This is a genomic window from Actinosynnema sp. CS-041913, assembly GCF_050942485.1.
Classification (GTDB): domain Bacteria; phylum Actinomycetota; class Actinomycetes; order Mycobacteriales; family Pseudonocardiaceae; genus Actinosynnema.
This window is the reverse complement of record NZ_CP192037.1, coordinates 7,753,977-7,771,607: the sequence shown is the minus strand read 5'-3', so window position 1 is coordinate 7,771,607 and position 17,631 is coordinate 7,753,977. Positions and strand designations below refer to the sequence as shown.

12 protein-coding genes are annotated in these 17,631 nt (G+C 69.8%); 4 read left to right on the top strand and 8 right to left on the bottom strand.

Annotated features, from left to right (window positions below; all coding sequences use genetic code 11):
- Window positions 1–264: 264 nt before the first annotated feature.
- Together ACQPZF_RS34955 and ACQPZF_RS34950 are read right to left on the bottom strand one after the other, a co-directional pair.
- Window positions 265–1,704 (bottom strand): neutral zinc metallopeptidase, encoded by a 1,440-nt coding sequence (locus ACQPZF_RS34955; RefSeq protein ID WP_433264403.1) that lies wholly within the window; start codon window positions 1,702–1,704, stop codon window positions 265–267.
- 71 nt (window positions 1,705–1,775) lie between these two features.
- Complete coding sequence (locus ACQPZF_RS34950; protein WP_433264401.1) at window positions 1,776–3,152, bottom strand: neutral zinc metallopeptidase; 1,377 nt, start codon at window positions 3,150–3,152, stop codon at window positions 1,776–1,778.
- An 88-nt stretch (window positions 3,153–3,240) separates the two neighbouring features.
- Between ACQPZF_RS34950 and ACQPZF_RS34945 the strand changes: the two genes are divergently transcribed.
- From ACQPZF_RS34945 to ACQPZF_RS34930, 4 genes are all read left to right on the top strand, one after another.
- A complete protein-coding gene (locus tag ACQPZF_RS34945) occupies window positions 3,241–4,419 on the top strand; it encodes an FAD-dependent monooxygenase (protein WP_433264399.1) in 1,179 nt (392 codons plus the stop codon).
- Between the two features lie 91 nt (window positions 4,420–4,510).
- Complete coding sequence (locus ACQPZF_RS34940; protein ID WP_433264397.1) at window positions 4,511–6,076, top strand: discoidin domain-containing protein; 1,566 nt, start codon at window positions 4,511–4,513, stop codon at window positions 6,074–6,076.
- Complete coding sequence (locus tag ACQPZF_RS34935) at window positions 6,076–7,281, top strand: MFS transporter (protein WP_433264395.1); 1,206 nt, start codon at window positions 6,076–6,078, stop codon at window positions 7,279–7,281. Before ACQPZF_RS34940 ends, ACQPZF_RS34935 begins: the two co-directional genes overlap by 1 nt.
- The gene (locus ACQPZF_RS34930; protein ID WP_433264393.1) at window positions 7,224–8,054 is read left to right on the top strand and encodes a hypothetical protein; all 831 of its coding nucleotides are present in this window, start codon (window positions 7,224–7,226) and stop codon (window positions 8,052–8,054) included. The genes ACQPZF_RS34935 and ACQPZF_RS34930 overlap by 58 nt, the downstream gene beginning before the upstream one ends.
- On the opposite strand, the gene ACQPZF_RS34925 is transcribed toward ACQPZF_RS34930, so the two are convergent.
- The 6 genes from ACQPZF_RS34925 to ACQPZF_RS34900 form a co-directional block, all read right to left on the bottom strand.
- The gene (locus tag ACQPZF_RS34925; protein WP_433264391.1) at window positions 8,026–9,021 is read right to left on the bottom strand and encodes a ParA family protein; all 996 of its coding nucleotides are present in this window, start codon (window positions 9,019–9,021) and stop codon (window positions 8,026–8,028) included. The genes ACQPZF_RS34930 and ACQPZF_RS34925 overlap by 29 nt on opposite strands.
- A complete protein-coding gene (locus ACQPZF_RS34920) occupies window positions 9,018–10,214 on the bottom strand; it encodes an RNA-binding domain-containing protein (RefSeq protein ID WP_433264389.1) in 1,197 nt (398 codons plus the stop codon). The genes ACQPZF_RS34925 and ACQPZF_RS34920 overlap by 4 nt, the downstream gene beginning before the upstream one ends.
- Window positions 10,215–10,249: 35 nt before the next feature.
- Entirely contained in the window at window positions 10,250–12,406 is a 2,157-nt protein-coding gene (gene glgB, locus ACQPZF_RS34915) for a 1,4-alpha-glucan branching protein GlgB (RefSeq protein ID WP_433264387.1), read from the bottom strand.
- Window positions 12,403–13,737 carry a maltokinase N-terminal cap-like domain-containing protein gene (locus ACQPZF_RS34910; protein ID WP_433264385.1) on the bottom strand — a complete coding sequence of 445 codons (1,335 nt, stop codon included), beginning with the start codon at window positions 13,735–13,737 and terminating at the stop codon, window positions 12,403–12,405. The genes glgB and ACQPZF_RS34910 overlap by 4 nt, the downstream gene beginning before the upstream one ends.
- A 5-nt stretch (window positions 13,738–13,742) precedes the next feature.
- Window positions 13,743–15,554, bottom strand: a complete 1,812-nt coding sequence (treS, locus tag ACQPZF_RS34905) for a maltose alpha-D-glucosyltransferase (RefSeq protein ID WP_433264383.1) — start codon at window positions 15,552–15,554, stop codon at window positions 13,743–13,745.
- Between the two features lie 90 nt (window positions 15,555–15,644).
- Complete coding sequence (locus ACQPZF_RS34900) at window positions 15,645–17,624, bottom strand: alpha-1,4-glucan--maltose-1-phosphate maltosyltransferase (protein ID WP_433264381.1); 1,980 nt, start codon at window positions 17,622–17,624, stop codon at window positions 15,645–15,647.
- Between the last annotated feature and the right edge of the window lie 7 nt (window positions 17,625–17,631).

Below are 17,631 nucleotides of genomic sequence, written 5' to 3'. Positions count from 1 at the left end.
GGCCTCCGGGGAGGAAATGCCAAGGCGTCGTGTTCTCCCCGTATGGCCTGGTCAAAGACCACCACACTTGTCAAGGAGGCGCAAGCGAAAAGCGTGCTTGCACCTCCTTGACAAGCGCGGTAGCCCTGCGGGCAGGCCATACGGGGAGAACACGAGGCCCCTTTGTGTGCTCGCGCAGGCTTCTTGCTGCGGTGCTCGCGCCAGCTCCTGACTGCGGTGCTCGCGCAGGCTCCTAGCCTGGGTGCTCGCGCAGGTCTCTTGAAGTCAGCCCGAGTATTTGCGGGTGCAGAGGCCGGACCCCTCGAAGAAGCCGTCTCGGAAGGCTTCTACCCGGGCGAAGCCCGAAGGCACCACGGTGCCGTTCACGTCTGCCGCGATGAGGCTCCTGTCGGCCAGCAGTTCGGCCACCGCCTCGTCCAGGTCGCCGGACGACAGTCGTAGCCGGGCCGAAGATTCGGTTGTGGTGCCTGCCCAGGCGCCGGTCAGGCAGGCCGTGCGGAGGCCGGCGGCCGGGCCTTCCAGGGAGTAGCCCGTTGCCTTCTGGATGGACAGCGCGAAGCGGGAGGCGATTTCGGCGAAGGCCGCGAAGTCGCCGATGCCGCCCTTCTGGCCTCGTTTCGGCGGGGTGCCGATCTTGGCCAGGTCGGGTAGGTCGATGGCGATGGTGTTCGTGGCCGGGCAGTACGAGGCCGGTGAGGTTTCCTGCGCGTCCGGGCACTCGGCGTCGCCCTGTTTCAAGGTCGGCGGGGTTGCTCCGCTTTGCTTGTAGGCGTTTCGGAGGCTTTCCTCCAGCAGTTCCAGGGAACGGCGGTCGTCCACCTTCAGGTTGCCCTTGCCCTGCCCTTCATCTTTCTCCTGCGGGTCGAACTTCTGCTGGGTGATCCGGCTCTTGATCTCCTGCTCGTCGATGTCCGCGCAGCGCTTCGGGTCGCCGGCGAAGCCGAACTGGAACGCTGCCACGCGGTCGAAGGCGCTGCCGTGTGCGCCCTGCTTCTCGGCTGAGGTGCCGGCCGCGTCGCGGATGAAGAACATCGTCGCCAGGACCTGGTTCAGGCCCGGTCCCGTCGAGATCCGGAAGTGCTTGGACTTGCCTTCCGCCACCCATCGGAAGAAGTTGCCGGCGTAGCAGTCCGCCTGCTGTTCCTTGATGATCGACGGCGTGCTCTGGTTGATGCCGCCCTTCTCGCCGAGCTTGTACTGCACGGCGTGGCCCATCTCGTGGGCGAGGACGGTCACCACCGCCATGGGGCCGAAGGCGTCGTCCAGCATCGGCAGCAGGTCGCCCCGGTCCCACGCGATGCTGTCGTCCAGCGAGCAGTAGAAGGCGTTGGCCACGCCCTTGGTGTTGGTGCGGCAGATCTCCACGCCCGTGCCGTTGGAGTCGTAGGACACCAGGCGTTTGACGGGCTCGAACTTCTTGTCGTCGAAGTTCGTCGGGAACTGCTCGGACCAGTACTCCTCGACGTCGGCGAGCGTGTTGATGGCCAACCGGTCCATCTCGCCGCCGTCGGCGTTCTCCACCCTCAGGTCCGCGTCCGGCACGCCGGGTTTGGCCCCGCTCTCACCGGTCGTGATGTCGAGGCCGGACACCTTCGACACGTCCGGTCGGACGGCTTTCGCCAAGCCGTCGACCGCCTGCGTGCAGCCGGCGGCCAGCGCCGTGACCGCGACCAGCGCCGCGGCCGTGAACACTCGTCGAGCCATGCCCCAGCCCCATCCCGATCCGTGCGATCCGGCCCGAACCCTACTTGGCGAACGGCCGTCGTGTGACCGGTCTAGCCGAGCCCGCAGGCTTTCACGCCCTCGAAGACACCGCCGCGGAACACGTCGACCCGGGCGAAACCGGGGTCCACCACGGACTTGCCGGTCGCGTCGCGGGCCGCGTAGTCGTACGCGAGCAGGACCCGCACGGCCTCGTCGAGGTCGCCGGGGGACAGGCCGAACTTCTGCGGGTTGGTGAACACCTCGCGCGTGTACGCGCCGGCCAGGCACAGGGCGCCGGTCGCCGCGTCGGAGCCCTCGATGTCCTTGCCCATCACGGACAACGCGGTCAGGCCGTAGCGGGACGCCAGCAGCACGCCGGTCGCGTAGTCGCCGATCTCGGCGTGCAGCTCGGGCAGGTCCCGGGCGACGTCGATCTCGACCGACTTGTCCTTCGGGCAGAACGCGATCGGCCCCTGGTCCCCCGAGCAGTCCGGCTCGTCCTGGACGGGCGTGGTCTTCGGCGGCGTCCAAGTCTTGCCCTTGGTGGCGACCAGCGCCGCGTAGTACGTGTTCAGGTCCGGCGTGACGGCTTCCAGCATCTCGTCGAAGGGCAGGTTGCCGCCCCGGTCCCGGTCGTCGACGCTGGTGAACGCCTGCTGCGTGAACGGCCGGTTCTCCACCGTCATCGCGGCGCAGAACTTCGTGCCCTGCTGGTAGCCGTCCTGGAACGCGGACACCCGGTCGAACGCGTTGCCGTGCGCGGACCGGTCGTTGGGGGACGTGCCGACGGGGTCGCGGAACGTGATCAGCGCGCCCAGCGCCGAGTCGAGCGTGTCCGTGCCGATGTCGAGGTGCTCGGACCTGCCGTCGTTGACCCACTTGACGAAGCTGCCCGCGAAGCAGTCGGCCATCGCCTCGGTGAGGATCGTCGGGTACTTCTGCGGCTCCCGGCGCTCGGCCTCGGGCGTGATGCCCATCCGGCGCTGCACGGCGTGCCCCATCTCGTGGGCGAGCACGATCACCACGGCCGCGTCGCCGAACTGGTCTTTGAGCACCGGCAGCAGCGCGGCCCGGTCCCACGCGATGGCGTCGGCGCTGGGGCAGTAGAACGCGTTGCCCTCCACGTCGCTGGCCTTCTCCGTGCACGGCGGCGGTTTGGCCGACGGGTCGGAGGTGTCGACGGAGTAGATGCCGCCCTCCAGCGGACGCCACTTCTCGCCGAACGTGGCCTGGAACGCGTCCGCCCAGAACGTGTCGATGTCGGTGATCGCGGTGGCCGCGAGCTGGTCGATGGGCCCGCCGTCGGTGCCCTTGATGAAGCCCGGGTCGACACCGTCCTTGGCCACGACTTTGCCCGCCATCGGACGGCCGTCGACCAGTTGAGTGCATCCCGAGGCCACGAGGGCCACCGCCACCAGCAGGATCAGCCGAGCCGAAGCGTGCCGCATCGCACCATTGTGCCGTCTCCGAACCCCTTAGGGGGCGTTGTCAGCACTTCGTGCGCGACCTGTCAGCGACTCGACGCATCGTGCGCCCATGGACATCCTCATCTCGGGCGCGAGCGTGGCCGGTCCCGCCGTCGCGCTCTGGCTCAACCGGTACGGCCACACGACGACCGTGGTCGAACGTGCGCCCGTGCTGCGGGACGGCGGGTTCGGCGTCGACTTCCGGGGCGAGGCGCACCTGACCGTGCTGCGCCGCATGGGCATCCTGGACGAGGTCCGCGAGCGGGCGACCCACATGGGCGCGCAGGTGGTCGTCGACGGGACGGGGCGCGAGGTGGCGCGGCTGCCGGGCGAGGCCTTCAGCGGTGACGTGGAGATCCGGCGCGGCGACCTGGCGCGGCTCATGTACGAGCGGACCCGGGACCGCACGGACTACGTCTTCGGCGACACGGTCACGTCGCTGAAGGAGACCCGGACCGGGGTGGACGTCACGTTCCGCAACGCCGCACCGAGGACGTTCGACCTGGTCATCGGGGCGGACGGGCTGCACTCCACGATCCGGCGGCTGGCGTTCGGCCCGGAGGAGCAGTACCTCACCTACCTCGACCACCACATCGCGGCCTTCGAGCTGGTCGGCAACCCGTTCGGCCTGGACCGCTCCGGCCTGATCTACACCGAGCCCAACCGGTGCGTGCTGGTCGGCCCGACCAGTGCGTCCTTCGTGTTCCCGGCGCCCGTGCAGCTCGCGCGCGACGACGCCCGGCGCGTGCTGGCCGACGTGTTCGACGGCGCCGGCTGGGAGGTGCCGCGCCTGCTGGAGCTGCTGGAGCGGTCCGACGACCTGTACTTCGACTCGATCAGCCGGATCGACGTGGGCCGCTGGTCGTCCGGCCGGGTCGTGCTGCTCGGCGACGCGGCGTACGGGGCGACGGTGGGCGGCCTCGGCACCGGCGCGGCGATCGTCGGGGCGTACGTGCTGGCGGGCGAGCTGGCGGCGGCGCGGGACGACCACGTGACGGCGTTCGCGAACTACGAGCACGAGTTGCGCCGGTACGTCGAGGGCGGCCAGAAGCTGGCGCGCGACGCGGGCCGGTTCCTGGCCCCGCCGACCGAGGCCAGGATCCGTCAGCGCAACCGCATGTACCGGGTGCTGAACACCAGGCTGCTGTCCGGGTTCTTCAACCGGATGACGACGAAGGCGGCGAACGCGGTCAAGCTCAAGGACTACGCCCGGATCCTCGCGGTCCAGCCGGGCGGCGGGGTGCGTTGACTTCGGCGCTCGGCTGCCGCTAACCTGCCGATTGTAAACAACCTTTACGATTCTGCTCCCGAGCCGCCGCCCCGGACCGTGAGGAGAACCCGTGCGCCGAGTCGCACCACTGGCCTCGGTGGCTGTGTTCGCTCTGCTCGCACAGCCGTTGACGGCCGCCAGCGCACCCGCTGATTCCCTACTCTCCCAAGGAAAACCGGTCACCACGTCGTCCGTCGAGGACAACGGTCTGGCCGGCCAGTTCGCGGTCGACGGCCGCCCCGACACCCGCTGGGCCAGCGCGCCCGGCATCGATCCCCAGTGGCTCACCGTGGACCTCGGCGGCGCGGCCGAGGTCCACCAGGTGGTCGTCCGCTGGGAGGCCGCTCACGCGACCAAGTACCAGGTCCAGCTCTCCGCCAACGGCTCGTCGTGGACCGACATCAGCAGCCGCAGCACCGGCGACGGTGCCTCCGACACCCACAACGGGCTCACCGGCACCGGCCGCTACCTGCGGATCTTCGGCACCGAACGGGCCACCGAGTGGGGCTACTCGATCTGGGAACTGGAGGTCTACGGGGTCCGCGCCGGTGGTGGGGACACGACTCCGCCGAGCGTGCCGACCGGCCTCCGGGTCACCGGCACGACGTCGAGCAGCGCGTCGCTAGCCTGGACGGCGGCCACCGACAACGTGGGCGTCGCCGGGTACGACATCGTGCGTGACGGCGTGGTCGTCGCGACCGCGGCCGGCACCGCGTACACCGACGGCGGCCTGGCCCCGAGCACGGGCTACGACTACACCGTCCGGGCCAGGGACGCGGCGGGCAACACGTCCGCGCCGGGCAACCAGGTCCGCGCCACGACGGGCGCCGGTTCCGGGTCGTTCGTGATCGCGGCGGCCGGCGACATCGCCGAGCAGTGCACCGCGAGCAGTTCCTCCTGCGTGCACCCGAAGACCGCGCGGCTGGTCGAGCAGATGAACCCGCTCGCGGTGATCACCATGGGCGACAACCAGTACGACGACGCGCACCTGTCGGACTTCCGGAACTACTACGACAAGACCTGGGGCCGGTTCAAGGCAAAGACCAAGCCGACGCCGGGCAACCACGAGACGTACTCCGACCCGCCGCTGGCCGGGTACAAGGGCTACTTCGGCGCGCTCGCCACGCCGCAGGGCAAGACCTACTACTCGTGGGACCACGGCAACTGGCACTTCGTCGCGCTGGACTCGAACGAGTCGGGCAAACCCGGCTCGGAGCAGGCCGAGTGGCTCAAGCGCGACCTCGCGGCCAACCGGAAGGGCTGTGTGGCCGCGTACTTCCACCACCCGCGCTGGAGTTCCGGCGAGCACGGCCACAACACCAGCAGCGCCGGGTTGTGGGAGACGTTGGTGGCCAACAAGACCGACCTCGTGCTGGGCGGCCACGACCACCACTACGAGCGGTTCAAGCCGTTGAACGCCGGCGGGAAGGCCGATCCCGACGGCACCCGGTCGGTCATCGGCGGTGGCGGCGGCGCGTCGCTCTACAAGGTGTCCGCCAACCCGGCGATCACCGAGTTCGCCAAGTCCACCCACGGCGTGCTGAAGCTGACGTTGACCGACAGCACCTACTCCTGGCAGTACCTGGGCCTGGACGGGAAGCCGGTCGACAGCACGCCGACCTACACCTGCCACTGATGTACATCGCGACCGCGCGGCAGGCTCCCGGCGGCACCGCCGGCCGGGGCCGGGTCGCGGGCAACGTGCTCGCGCTCGGCCTGGTCAGCCTGGTCACCGACGTCTCCTCGGAGATGGTGACCGCGGTGCTGCCGCTGTACTTCGTGGTCGCGCTCGGGTTGAGCCCGTTCCAGTTCGGTGTGCTGGACGGGCTCTACTCCGGCGTGACGGCCGTGGTGCGACTGCTCGGCGGGCACGTGGCCGACCGGTGGCAGCGGCGCAAAGCCGTGGCGCTGACCGGGTACGGGCTGTCCGCGCTGGCCAAGCTCGGGCTGCTCGCGGTGGGCTCCTCGGTGGTGGCGTTGGGCGGCGTGCTCGCCGTCGACCGCACCGGCAAGGGGCTGCGCACCGCGCCGCGGGACGCGCTGATCTCGTTGAGCAGCACACCGGACACCCTCGGCCGGGCGTTCGGCGTGCACCGGGCGATGGACACCGTGGGCGCGTTCATCGGGCCGTTGGTGGCGATGTTCGTGCTGTGGGCGAGCCTCGGCGACTACGACGCGGTGTTCGTCACCAGCTTCTGCGTCGCCGCGCTGGGTGTCGTGCTGCTCGGGCTGCTGGTGCGCGACCACCGTGCGCCGACGCCCGCCCGTCCACCGCTGAAGACGTTGTGGCGCAAGCCGTTCCGGCGGATGGTCGGCTGGGCGGCGGTGCTCGGCGTGGTCACCGTCGGCGACGCCTTCCTGTACCTGGTGCTGCAACAGCGGCTCGGGCTCGACGCGGTGCACTTCCCGTTGCTGGCGTTGGGCACGGCGGCGGTGTACCTGCTGCTGGCCGTGCCGTTGGGCCGGTTGGCCGACCGGGTGGGGCGGTGGCCGGTGTTCCTCGCCGGGCACGTCGCACTGGCGCTGGCCTTCGGCCTGCTGCTCACGCCGTACGCGGGCGCCGTCGTGGTCCTGGTGCTGCACGGCGTGTTCTACGCGGCCACGGACGGCGTGCTGATGGCCGCCGCGAGCCCGTTGCTGCCGGCCGAGCTGCGCACCAGCGGGATGGCGGTGCTGCAGACCGGTCAGGCGTTGGCGAAACTCGTTTCCTCCGTCCTTTTTGGAGCGATGTGGACTCTCTGGGGAGTGTCGACGGCGATCCTGGTGTCGCTGGTCCTGTTGGCGTGCGTGCTGGCCGGCGCGGTCGTCGGGCGACCGCTGTCGCCGCGGCCCTCGTCCTGATCGCAGCCGCGGCGGTGTACGTCGTGCACGCCCGCGGTCGCCCGGCCGAGGCGGGCGCGGCGTGCGACCGCCAGTCGGCGAGGGGTGGCACCGTCGCCTGCCTCGCCGCCCGGTTGGGCGTGCCGCCGATGGCGGAACTCGTGGTCACCCGCGCGGGACTGGAGCGGCGGCACGCCGTGCCCGGCATCCCGAGCAGGCTCCAGGTGTCGCCGAGCGGGCGGATGGTGTCGTGGACGGTGTTCGTGTCCGGCGACTCCTACAACACGGCCGGCTTCTCCACCCGGACCGGCATCCTCGACACCGAAACCGACGACCTGCGGAAGTCGATCGAGGACATCCCGCTGACCGTCGACGGGAAGCGGTACCACGCGCCGGACCTGAACTTCTGGGGCGTCACGTTCGGCGCGGACGACACCCGGTTCTACGCCACCGCCGCCAGCCGTGGCCGGACCCACCTGATCCGGGCCGACTACCGGACGTGGGAGGCGGAGGCGTTGCGGGACAACGTGGAATGCCCGTCGCTGTCGCCGGACGGCACCCGGCTGGCGTTCAAGAAGCGGGTCGACCCGGGCCCGTGGCGGCTGCACGTGCTGGACCTGGCCACCATGGCGGAGACCCCGCTGGCCGAGACCCGCAGCGTCGACGACCAGGCGGTGTGGCCCGACGCCGCCACCGTGGGCTACGGCCTGGCGAGGGAAACCTGGTCCGTGCCCGCCGACGGCACGGGCACACCGCACCGGATGGTCATGCGGAATCCGACTCCATCGCGGTGAGGATCCTCTTGGCGAGTGAGTCGAAGTGGCCGTACGCATCTTTCGCGGCTTGGAAATGGCCTCCGAAGGCGCCGTCCGCGCTGGTCAGCGCAAAGATCGGTTTGCGCGCTTCCTGCGCGAGCGGCATGAGGCTGTGGTAGTGCTTGAGTTGGCCCAGGCAGTGCGGATCGGAATCAACCGGAGGAGCCGGCTCGTCGACCCCGAGGACCGCCGAACGAAATTCACCCGGAATCTGGTCCATCCACCTCTGGTAGGCCTTCACCGGGCGGTCGAGTCGAACGCCGTGCTGGAGCACCACGTAGCCGAGCGCATCCATCCGGCCGGCCGGTGAGGAGTCGATCGAGGCCGGGCGGACCTCCAGTCGGTTGCGCCATCCGGAGCGCCACTGGCGGAGTGTCGGGCCGAGGTTCCGCAGGCCTTGGAGGCTGAAGAGGTCCGGCGCGACCGGGATCACCACGTAATCCGAACTCACCAGGGCGGCCCGGTTTATCGCGCCCAGGCTCGGGCCGACGTCAACGAGCACCAGGTTGGCCGAGTGCTGCTCGACGGCGCGGTTGATGATCGACCAGAAGGAGGAAATGACCCGGAAGGAGCGTGCGTCCCCGTCCAGGCACTTGGGCCACGCGCTGCTCAGTTCGTCTTCGAACGCGGACAGCGCGAGGTCGCCCGGCAACAGGGCCAGCCGGCTCTCCGAAGTCGACGTCAAGTTGATCTCGGCAAAGCCGCCTTCGCCGGTGTGGAAGGGTCGGATAGCTCCCCATACCGTTTCATGGTGGCTGTTCTCCGGCCACAGTTGTTCGAGTCGACCTTCGTCCAGGAAAGCGGAAGTCAGATTGGCTTGTGGATCGAGGTCGGCGGCGAGCACCCGGTGCCCGGTGTCGGCCAGCATCCAGGCCAGGTGGTAGACGAGTGACGTCTTCCCGACCCCGCCCTTGTTGTTGAAGAAGGCGACCACTGGGACATTCACTCGCGACTCCTCAAGGTGACTGCCACGTGTGATGAGGTCGGGGTGAACTCGGCATCCGGATTGCCGTTGCCGGCCAGGCTGCTCACCGTGACCGGAATGCCTGCACCGAACCGCTGCACATACCCCAAGCCGCGCATGATTTCCGCCAAGGTCGGGTTCCGGTAGTCCGTCAGCCCTTGGCCGAAGGTGTCGACGGTGACCACGCCGAACGGGCCACCAGGGCTGACCACCTCTACCCGGTCGCGGTACCAGGTGAGGCGGACCGGTGCGTTGGTGTGCTCGTAGCTCCGGTGCATCACCGCATTCCGCGCTACCTGCTGCAATGCGGCGATCGGATAGTCCGGCACCCGGCTCTCGGTGGTTCCGGACGTGAAGTCCACCGCTGACCTGATGTTCAGAGCCAGAATCTCGTCGAGTTGTCGCAGGACGTCCGGAAGTGGTCCGTCAAGTCGTTTCTCGTCATTCAACGGGTCGGCGAGCGTCGTGCCGTCGACCCGAAGGAACTGCACCCAGGCGCCGGGTATCCAGGAGAGCGGATCGCGTCCGATGGTGATGATCCCGGCGGCCGTCGGGATCCCGTCCGGAGAGGTCAGTCGTAGCGCGGCCAACCGCTGGTCGATGGTCCGGCCGTTCGCGGCCAACACGGCGGGGGGTACGAGCGATGGGACGACCAGGTCTTCGAACAGGGCCAGGTCGAGGTCAGCCGGCGTGGCGCCGCTCACCGGACGGGTGTCGAAGGGGAGGTCGAGCGACCGACGACGTTCGTTGAGCAGGCGCTCGTCCTGGGAATTGGCGACCGCCCGACGTGGGCCCACCCGGATCCAGATCTGACCCTTGTACCGGACCGGTGGAGAATTGCTCGGCTGCACTTCGACCACCGCGACTTCGCCGTCGTCGATCTTCAGCTTTCGTACCGTAATGGAAGGGGGTGGGAGAATGTTCCCCTGATCGCGGAAGGAGGCGAGGTTTTGGAGCAGTTGGTCAGTGATCGGGACGCCCGAAAGCTCACCGTTGTCCCGGACGCCGACGAACAACACACCGGGCAGGCGGTGACCTGCCAGATCGTTCGCGAAGGCGCAGATGGCTTGAGCTATCCGGTCGGAGTTCCCGCTGGCGGCCGACTCCTTGCGCTCGACTCGATCCGACTCGATGTCGGCGAGCAAGGTGTGCAGATCCTGGTCGGACAGCGCCATGCCGCGATCTTACTGGCAGGTCGATCAGACGCAGGTCAGTGCGCCTCTGGAACCAGCCAGACCACCCCGGCCGGTGGGAGCTGCAACACCGCCGACGCCGGCCGGCCGTGCCACGGCTTCTCCTCCGCCACCACACCGCCGAGGTTGCCCACCCCGGACCCGCCGTAGGCCTCCGAGTCGGTGTTCACCACCTCGCGCCACCGACCGGCCGAAGGCAGGCCCACCCGGTAGTCGTGGTGCGGCATGCCCGCGAAGTTGGCCACGCACGCCAGCACCGAGCCGTCCTCGCCGACCCGCAGGAAGCTGAGCACGTTGCCCGCCGAGTCGTTCGCGTCGATCCACGAGAACCCCTCGGGCTTCGCGTCGGCGCTGTACAGCGCGGGCGACTGCCGGTAGACCCCGTTCAGGTCGCCGATCAGCGACCGGATGCCCGCGTGGAACGGCGTGTCCAGCAGGTGCCAGTCGAGCGAACGGGACTCCGACCACTCGTCGCGCTGACCGAACTCGCCGCCCATGAACAGGAGCTGCTTGCCGGGGTGCGCCCACATGAACGCGAGCAGCGACCGCAGGCCGGCGGCCTTGTTCCAGTCGTCGCCCGGCATCCGCTGCCACAGCGAGCCCTTGCCGTGCACCACCTCGTCGTGCGACAGCGGCAGCACGAAGTTCTCGCTCCACGCGTACACCAGCGAGAACGTAATCTCGTTGTGGTGGAACGACCGGTGCACCGGCTCGCGCGACAGGTAGTGCAGCGTGTCGTGCATCCAGCCCATGTTCCACTTGAACCCGAAGCCCAGGCCGCCCAGGTGCGTCGGCCGCGTCACGCCCGGCCACGCGGTCGACTCCTCGGCCACCATCACCACGCCGGGGTGTCGCTTGTAGACGGTCGCGTTCAGCTCCTGCAGGAACCGCACGGCGTCCAGGTTCTCCCGCCCGCCGTACTGGTTGGGCAGCCACTGGCCCTCTTCGCGCGAGTAGTCCAGGTACAGCATGGAGGCCACCGCGTCGACCCGCAGGCCGTCGATGTGGAACTCCTCGATCCAGTACAACGCGTTGGCGACCAGGAAGTTGCGCACCTCGTTGCGCCCGAAGTCGAACACCAGCGTGCCCCAGTCGGGGTGCTCGCCCCGGCGCGGGTCCTGGTGCTCGTACAGCGCGCTGCCGTCGAACCGGGCCAGCGCCCACGAGTCCTTGGGGAAGTGCGCGGGCACCCAGTCCATGATCACGCCGATGCCGTGGCCGTGCAGCACGTCCACGAAGTGCCGGAAGTCGTCCGGCGAGCCGAACCGGGAGGTGGGCGCGTAGTACGACGTGACCTGGTAGCCCCACGAGCCGCCGAACGGGTGTTCGGCGACCGGCATCAGCTCGACGTGCGTGAAGCCGGCGTCGACCAGGTAGGCGGCCAGCTCGTCGGCCAGCTCGCGGTACCCCAATCCGGGACGCCAGGACCCCAGGTGCACCTCGTAGACGCTCATCGGCGCGTTGATCCACTGCGTGGCGTCCCGGCGGGTCTCCCACTCGGCGTCGCCCCACACGTGAGACGACGCGGTCACCACCGACGCCGTCGCGGGCGGCGTCTCGGTGGCGAACGCCATCGGGTCGGCCTTCTCGTGCCAGCCGCCGTCCCGGCCGAGGATGCGGAACTTGTACCTGCTGCCCACCGGGACGCCGGGGATGAACACCTCCCACACGCCCGAGGAACCCAGGGAGCGCATCGGGTTCGCCCGGCCGTCCCAGCCGTCGAAGTCGCCGCACACCCGCACGCCGCGCGCGGTCGGCGCCCACACCGCGAACGACACGCCCGTCACCGTGCCGGAAGCCGTGTCGTACGAGCGGTAGTGCGCGCCGAGCACGTCCCACAGGCGCTCGTGCCGGCCCTCGCCGATCAGGTGCAGGTCCAGTTCGCCCACGGTCGGCAGCCAGCGGTACGGGTCGTCCACCTCCACCGTCGTGCCGCCGGGGTAGGAGACCTCCAGCCGGTAGTCGCCGGGGTGCTCGGGCAGCTCGCCCTCGAACAGCCCGTCCGCCACCAGGTCCAGCTCGAACCTCTTGTCGGCGGCCAGCACGGCCACCGCGGTCGCGTTCGGGCGCAGGGCCCGCGCCACCACGTCGCCCGACGGCAGGTGGTGCACGCCGAGCACCGAGTGCGGGTCGTGGTGCGACCCGGAGAGCAGCCGGTCGACGTCCTGGCTCATCGTGTTCCCTCTCCCGTGATCCGGGCGATCGACGACAACGGGACCGTCAACCACTCCGGCCGGTTCGCGTGTTCGTAGGCCACCTCGTACACCGCCTTGTCCAGCTCGAACGCCCGCAGCAGGTAGCCGCGCCCGCGCGGGTCGCCGACCGAGGACGCCGCCGCCTCCGCGTAGCCCTCGGTGAACGCCGCGCGGTTGCGCCGCGACCACTCCAGCGCCCGCACCGTGAGCTGGTGGTCCTCCGGCTGCCCGACGAGGAGCTGGTGGGCCGCGTAGTCGAAGGATCGCAGCATCCCGGCCACGTCGCGCAGCGGCGAGCGCAGCGCGGTCCGCTCGGCGATCGGCGCGCCCGGCTCGCCCTCGAAGTCGATCAGCAGCCAGCCGTGCACGGTCCGCAGCACCTGGCCAAGGTGCAGGTCGCCGTGGATGTGCTGGATGGCGATCGCGCCGGGCGTGTCCCGGGCCTGCTCGAACGCCTCGCGCAGCGCGGGCACGTAGGGCCGCAGCTCGGGCACCGACTCGACCACCGCGTCCAGCCGCGTCCGCATGGTCCGCACGGTCCGCTCGATGTCGCCGGCGTCCGCGTGCTCCGTGCCCAGCGCGCGTTCCAGGTCGGCGTGCACGGTCGCCACCGCCTGGCCCAGCCGCTGCGCCTCGCCCGCGAAGTCCCCGCCCACCTCGTCGGCGTGCAGGTCGCCCTCGGCCATCAGGTCGCGCACGCTGGTGGTGGCCATCGCCCACCCGTCCACGGCGTCCGGCAGGAACTGCTGGAGCATCCCGACGGTGGTGATGCCGCCGTCCAGCGAGCCGGTGATCGAGCCCAGCGGCTGCGCGATGTGCTCGCAGCCCACCGCGTGCAGGGCGCGGTGCAGCACCAGGTCCGGGTTCTCGCCGAGCGTCAGCTTGCGGAACAGCTTGAGGATGTACTGGCTGCCGAACACCAGCGACGTGTTGCTCTGCTCGGAGGTGATCGGCCGGCCGCGCAGCCCGGTCTGCAGCTCGACGTCCGGCTCGTGCTCGAACGCCAGACCGTCGACGGAGGCGTTCTCCGCGATCAGGTCCAGCAGCCTGCCCGCCAGCTCGGGCTCGCCCGTCGCGTCGTAGTTCTCCGCCTGGTCGGTCACCAGTAGCTGGTACGGCTCGCGCCGGTCCGCCTGCGCCACCTCCACCACCAGGTGCACCAGCAGCGGTTCCGCCGCGCTGAGCACACAGGTCCGGAGTGGACGGACGGACGTGACCGGGCGGTCCTTGCCGCCGAACCACCGCTGCGAGGGCAGCCGGCCCGGCAGCTCGGCCACGACCTTGTCGACCAGGTCGTGCGGAGCGTTCACCTCGTTCACCTCGCCTCGCCCTCGTCGCCCGTGTCCACGAGCTGGAACCAGTAGAAGCCGTGACCGGGCAGCGTCAACAGGTAGGACAGGTCGCCGATCGCGGGGAACCGGACCCCGCCGGTCAGCTCCACCGGACGACTGCCCCGGTGGTCGGACAGGTCGAGTTCCACCGGCTGCGGGAACCGGGACAGGTTGTTCACGCACAGCACGATGTCCTCCTGCCCGTCCGGCCGTCGCCACCGCCGCCGGTAGGCCAGCACGCTCGGGTTCGAGCCGCCGAGATCGGTGAAGTCGCCCTGGGCGAGGGCGTGGTGCTGCTTGCGCACCTCGATCATCCGGCGCGTCCAGTTCAGCAGCGACGACTGGTTGTTCAGTTGCGCCTCCACGTTCAGGCCCTGGTAGCCGTAGACCGGGTCCATGATCACCGGCAGGTAGATGCGGCCGGGGTCGCAGGAGGAGAACCCCGCGTTGCGGTCCGGGGTCCACTGCATCGGGGTGCGGACGGCGTCCCGGTCGCCCAGCCAGATGTTGTCGCCCATGCCGATTTCGTCACCGTAGTAGAGAACGGGTGATCCGGGCAGGGACAGCAGCATGGCGGTGAACAGTTCCTGCTGGTTGCGGTCGTTCTCCAGCAGGGGTGCGAGGCGGCGTCTGATGCCGATGTTCGCCTTCATGCGGGGGTCTTTGGCGTATTCGGCGTACATGTAGTCGCGTTCCTCGTCGGTGACCATCTCCAGCGTCAACTCGTCGTGGTTGCGCAGGAAGATGCCCCACTGGCAGCCGTCGGGGATCTGCGGCGTCTGGGCCAGGATCTCCGAGATCGGGAACCGCGACTCGCGGCGCACCGACATGAAGATGCGTGGCATCAGCGGGAAGTGGAACGCCATGTGGCACTCGTCACCGCCCAGCCCGGGATTGCCGAAGTACTCCACGACGTCGGACGGCCACTGGTTGGCCTCGGCCAGCAGCACCCGGCCGGGGTACTCGTCGTCCACGACCTTGCGGCAGCGTTTGAGGAAGTCGTGGGTGCGGGGGAGGTTCTCGCAGTTCGTGCCCTCCTGCTCGAACAGGTACGGCACGGCGTCCAGCCGGAACCCGTCGATGCCCAGGTCGAGCCAGAACCGGAGGGTGTCGAGCATCGCCTCCTGCACGTCCGGGTTCTCGAAGTTGAGGTCCGGCTGGTGGGAGAAGAAGCGGTGCCAGTAGAACTGCCCGCGCACCGGGTCGTAGGTCCAGTTCGAGGTCTCGGTGTCCACGAAGATGATCCGCGCGTCCGGGTAGCGCTGGTCGTCGTCGCTCCACACGTAGTAGTTGCCGTACGGGCCGTCCGGCTCGGCCCTCGACTGCTGGAACCACGGATGCGCGTCACTCGTGTGGTTGAGCACCAGGTCGGTGATCACCCGGATGCCCCGCCGGTGCGCCTCGTCCAGCAGGTAGACGAAGTCCTCGACCGTGCCGAACTCGGGCAGCACCGCGCGGAAGTCGGAGATGTCGTACCCGCCGTCCCGCAGCGGGGAGGCGTAGAACGGCGGCAGCCACAGGCAGTCCACCCCGAGCCACTCCAGGTAGTCCAGCCGGGACGCGAGGCCGCGCAGGTCCCCCGTGCCGTCGCCGTTGGAGTCGCTGAAGGCCCGCACCAGCACCTCGTAGAACACCGCGCCCTTGAACCAGTCGGGCTCGCGCGGCGCGAGCTTCGCCGATCGGAAGTCCTCGGCCTGCGGCTCGACCAGCAGCCCGTCGGCGCCGAAGGCCTCTCCGGTGTGCGGCACGCCTTCCAGGCCGGTCAGCGCGGCGTCGGGTCGGGGGTCTTCTGCCATCTGCTCCACCTCGTCCCACCTTGTCGGGGGTACGGTCGACGGTCCCTCGCGCTGCGGCACGCGGGGACTGTGTGAGTCCGGCTGTCGCTGCTAGCCGCTGAACCTGCGCTGCACGGCCACGATGTGCGCCGACGCGCGCCACGGCTCCAGGCGGACGTAGTTGGCCTGGCCCCAGTCCCAGGTCTCCCCGCTCACCTCGTCGTGCGCGATCAGCCGTTCGTGCCAGTCGAAGCCGAGCGAGGGCAGGTCGAGCCAGACGGTTCCGTCCTGGGTGTGGTGCGGGTCCAGGTTCACCACCACGACCACCGTGTCGCCGCTGCCCGGGTCCTGTTTGGAGTAGGCGATCAGCGCGGGGTTGTCGATGTGGTGGAAGCGGAGCGTCCTCATCTGCTGCAACGCGGGGTGCGCGCGGCGGATGCCGTTCAGCTTGCGCAGCCACGGCTCCAGCGAACGGCCCTCGGCCACCGCCTGCCGGAAGTCACGGGGCCGCAACTGGTACTTCTCGGAGTTGAGGTACTCCTCGCTGCCCTCGCGCACGGCTTGGTGCTCGTAGAGCTCGTAACCGGAGTACACGCCCCAGGTGGGGCTCATCGTCGCGGCCAGCGCGGCGCGCAACGCGAACATGCCGGGACCGCCGTGCTGCAACGACTCGTGCAGGATGTCGGGCGTGTTCACGAACAGGTTCGGCCGGGCCTCGTCCCAGTGCCGCACCAGCTCGACGCCGAACTCGGTGAGTTCTTCCTTGGTCGTCCGCCAGGTGAAGTACGTGTAGCTCTGGGTGAAGCCGAGCTTCGCCAGCCCGTACAGCCGGGCCGGCCGGGTGAACGCCTCGGACAGGAACAGCACGTCCGGGTGCGAGTCCTTGACCGCCGAGATCAGCCACGCCCAGAAGTCCGGCGGCTTGGTGTGCGGGTTGTCCACCCGGAAGATCCGGACCCCGTGCTCCACCCAGTGCAGGACGACGCGCAGCACCTCGTTGTAGATGCCCTGCGGGTCGTTGTCGAAGTTGACCGGGTAGATGTCCTGGTACTTCTTCGGCGGGTTCTCGGCGTAGGCGATGGAGCCGTCCGGCCGCGTGGTGAACCACTCGGGGTGCTTGAGCACCCACGGGTGGTCCGGCGCGCACTGGAGGGCCAGGTCGAGCGCCACTTCCAGGTCCAGCTCGCCGGCCCGCTGCACGAACGCGTCGAAGTCCTCGATCGTGCCCAGCTCGGGGTGGATCGCGTCGTGCCCGCCCTCGTCCGCGCCGATCGCCCAGGTCGAGCCGGGGTCGTCCTCGGTGGCGACGAGGGAGTTGTTCGGGCCCTTGCGGTTCACCCGGCCGATGGGGTGGATCGGGGGCAGGTAGGCGACGTCGAAGCCCATCGCGGCGATCCGGTCGAGTTCCCTGGTCGCCGTGGCGAACGTGCCGTGCACCGGCACCCCGGACTCGTCCAGCCCGCCCGTGGAGCGCGGGAAGAACTCGTACCAGGACCCGAACGCGGCCCGCGTCCGGTCCACCCAGACCTTCCGCGGCTTGCCCTTGGTGACCAGCTCGCGCACCGGGTGGTCGTTCATGACCTGCCGCACGTCCTGCGCGAGGGCGGGCGCGACCCGCTCGGCCAGCGGCCGGTCCTCGTCCCGCAGCGCCCGCGCGGCGTTGGCGAGCAGCGGCTTGTCCTTGCGGCGGTCGGGCCGGCGGGACACCCGGTCCAGCAGCCGCGCGCCGGTCTCCAGGTCGTTGTGCAGCTCGTCGGCGCCCTGGCCGGCGGCGATCTTGACCTCCACGGCGTGCAGCCAGGTGGCCCACGGGTCCGACCAGGCGTCGACCCGGAACGTCCACGAGCCCGCGGCGTCCGGGACGATCGCGGCGACCCACCGGTCCAGCCCGACGCCCTCCGGCGCCATGCGGGTCTGTCTCGCGACCCGGTCGCCCGGCCCCCGCCACGTCACGGTGGCGGCGACGGCGTCGTGGCCCTCGCGCCACACCGTCGCCGCGATGGGGACGTGTTCTCCGACCACGGCTTTGGCCGGGTAGCGGCCACAGCTCACGGTCGGGGAGACCTCGTCGATGCCGAGTCGTCCGCTCATCGGCAGC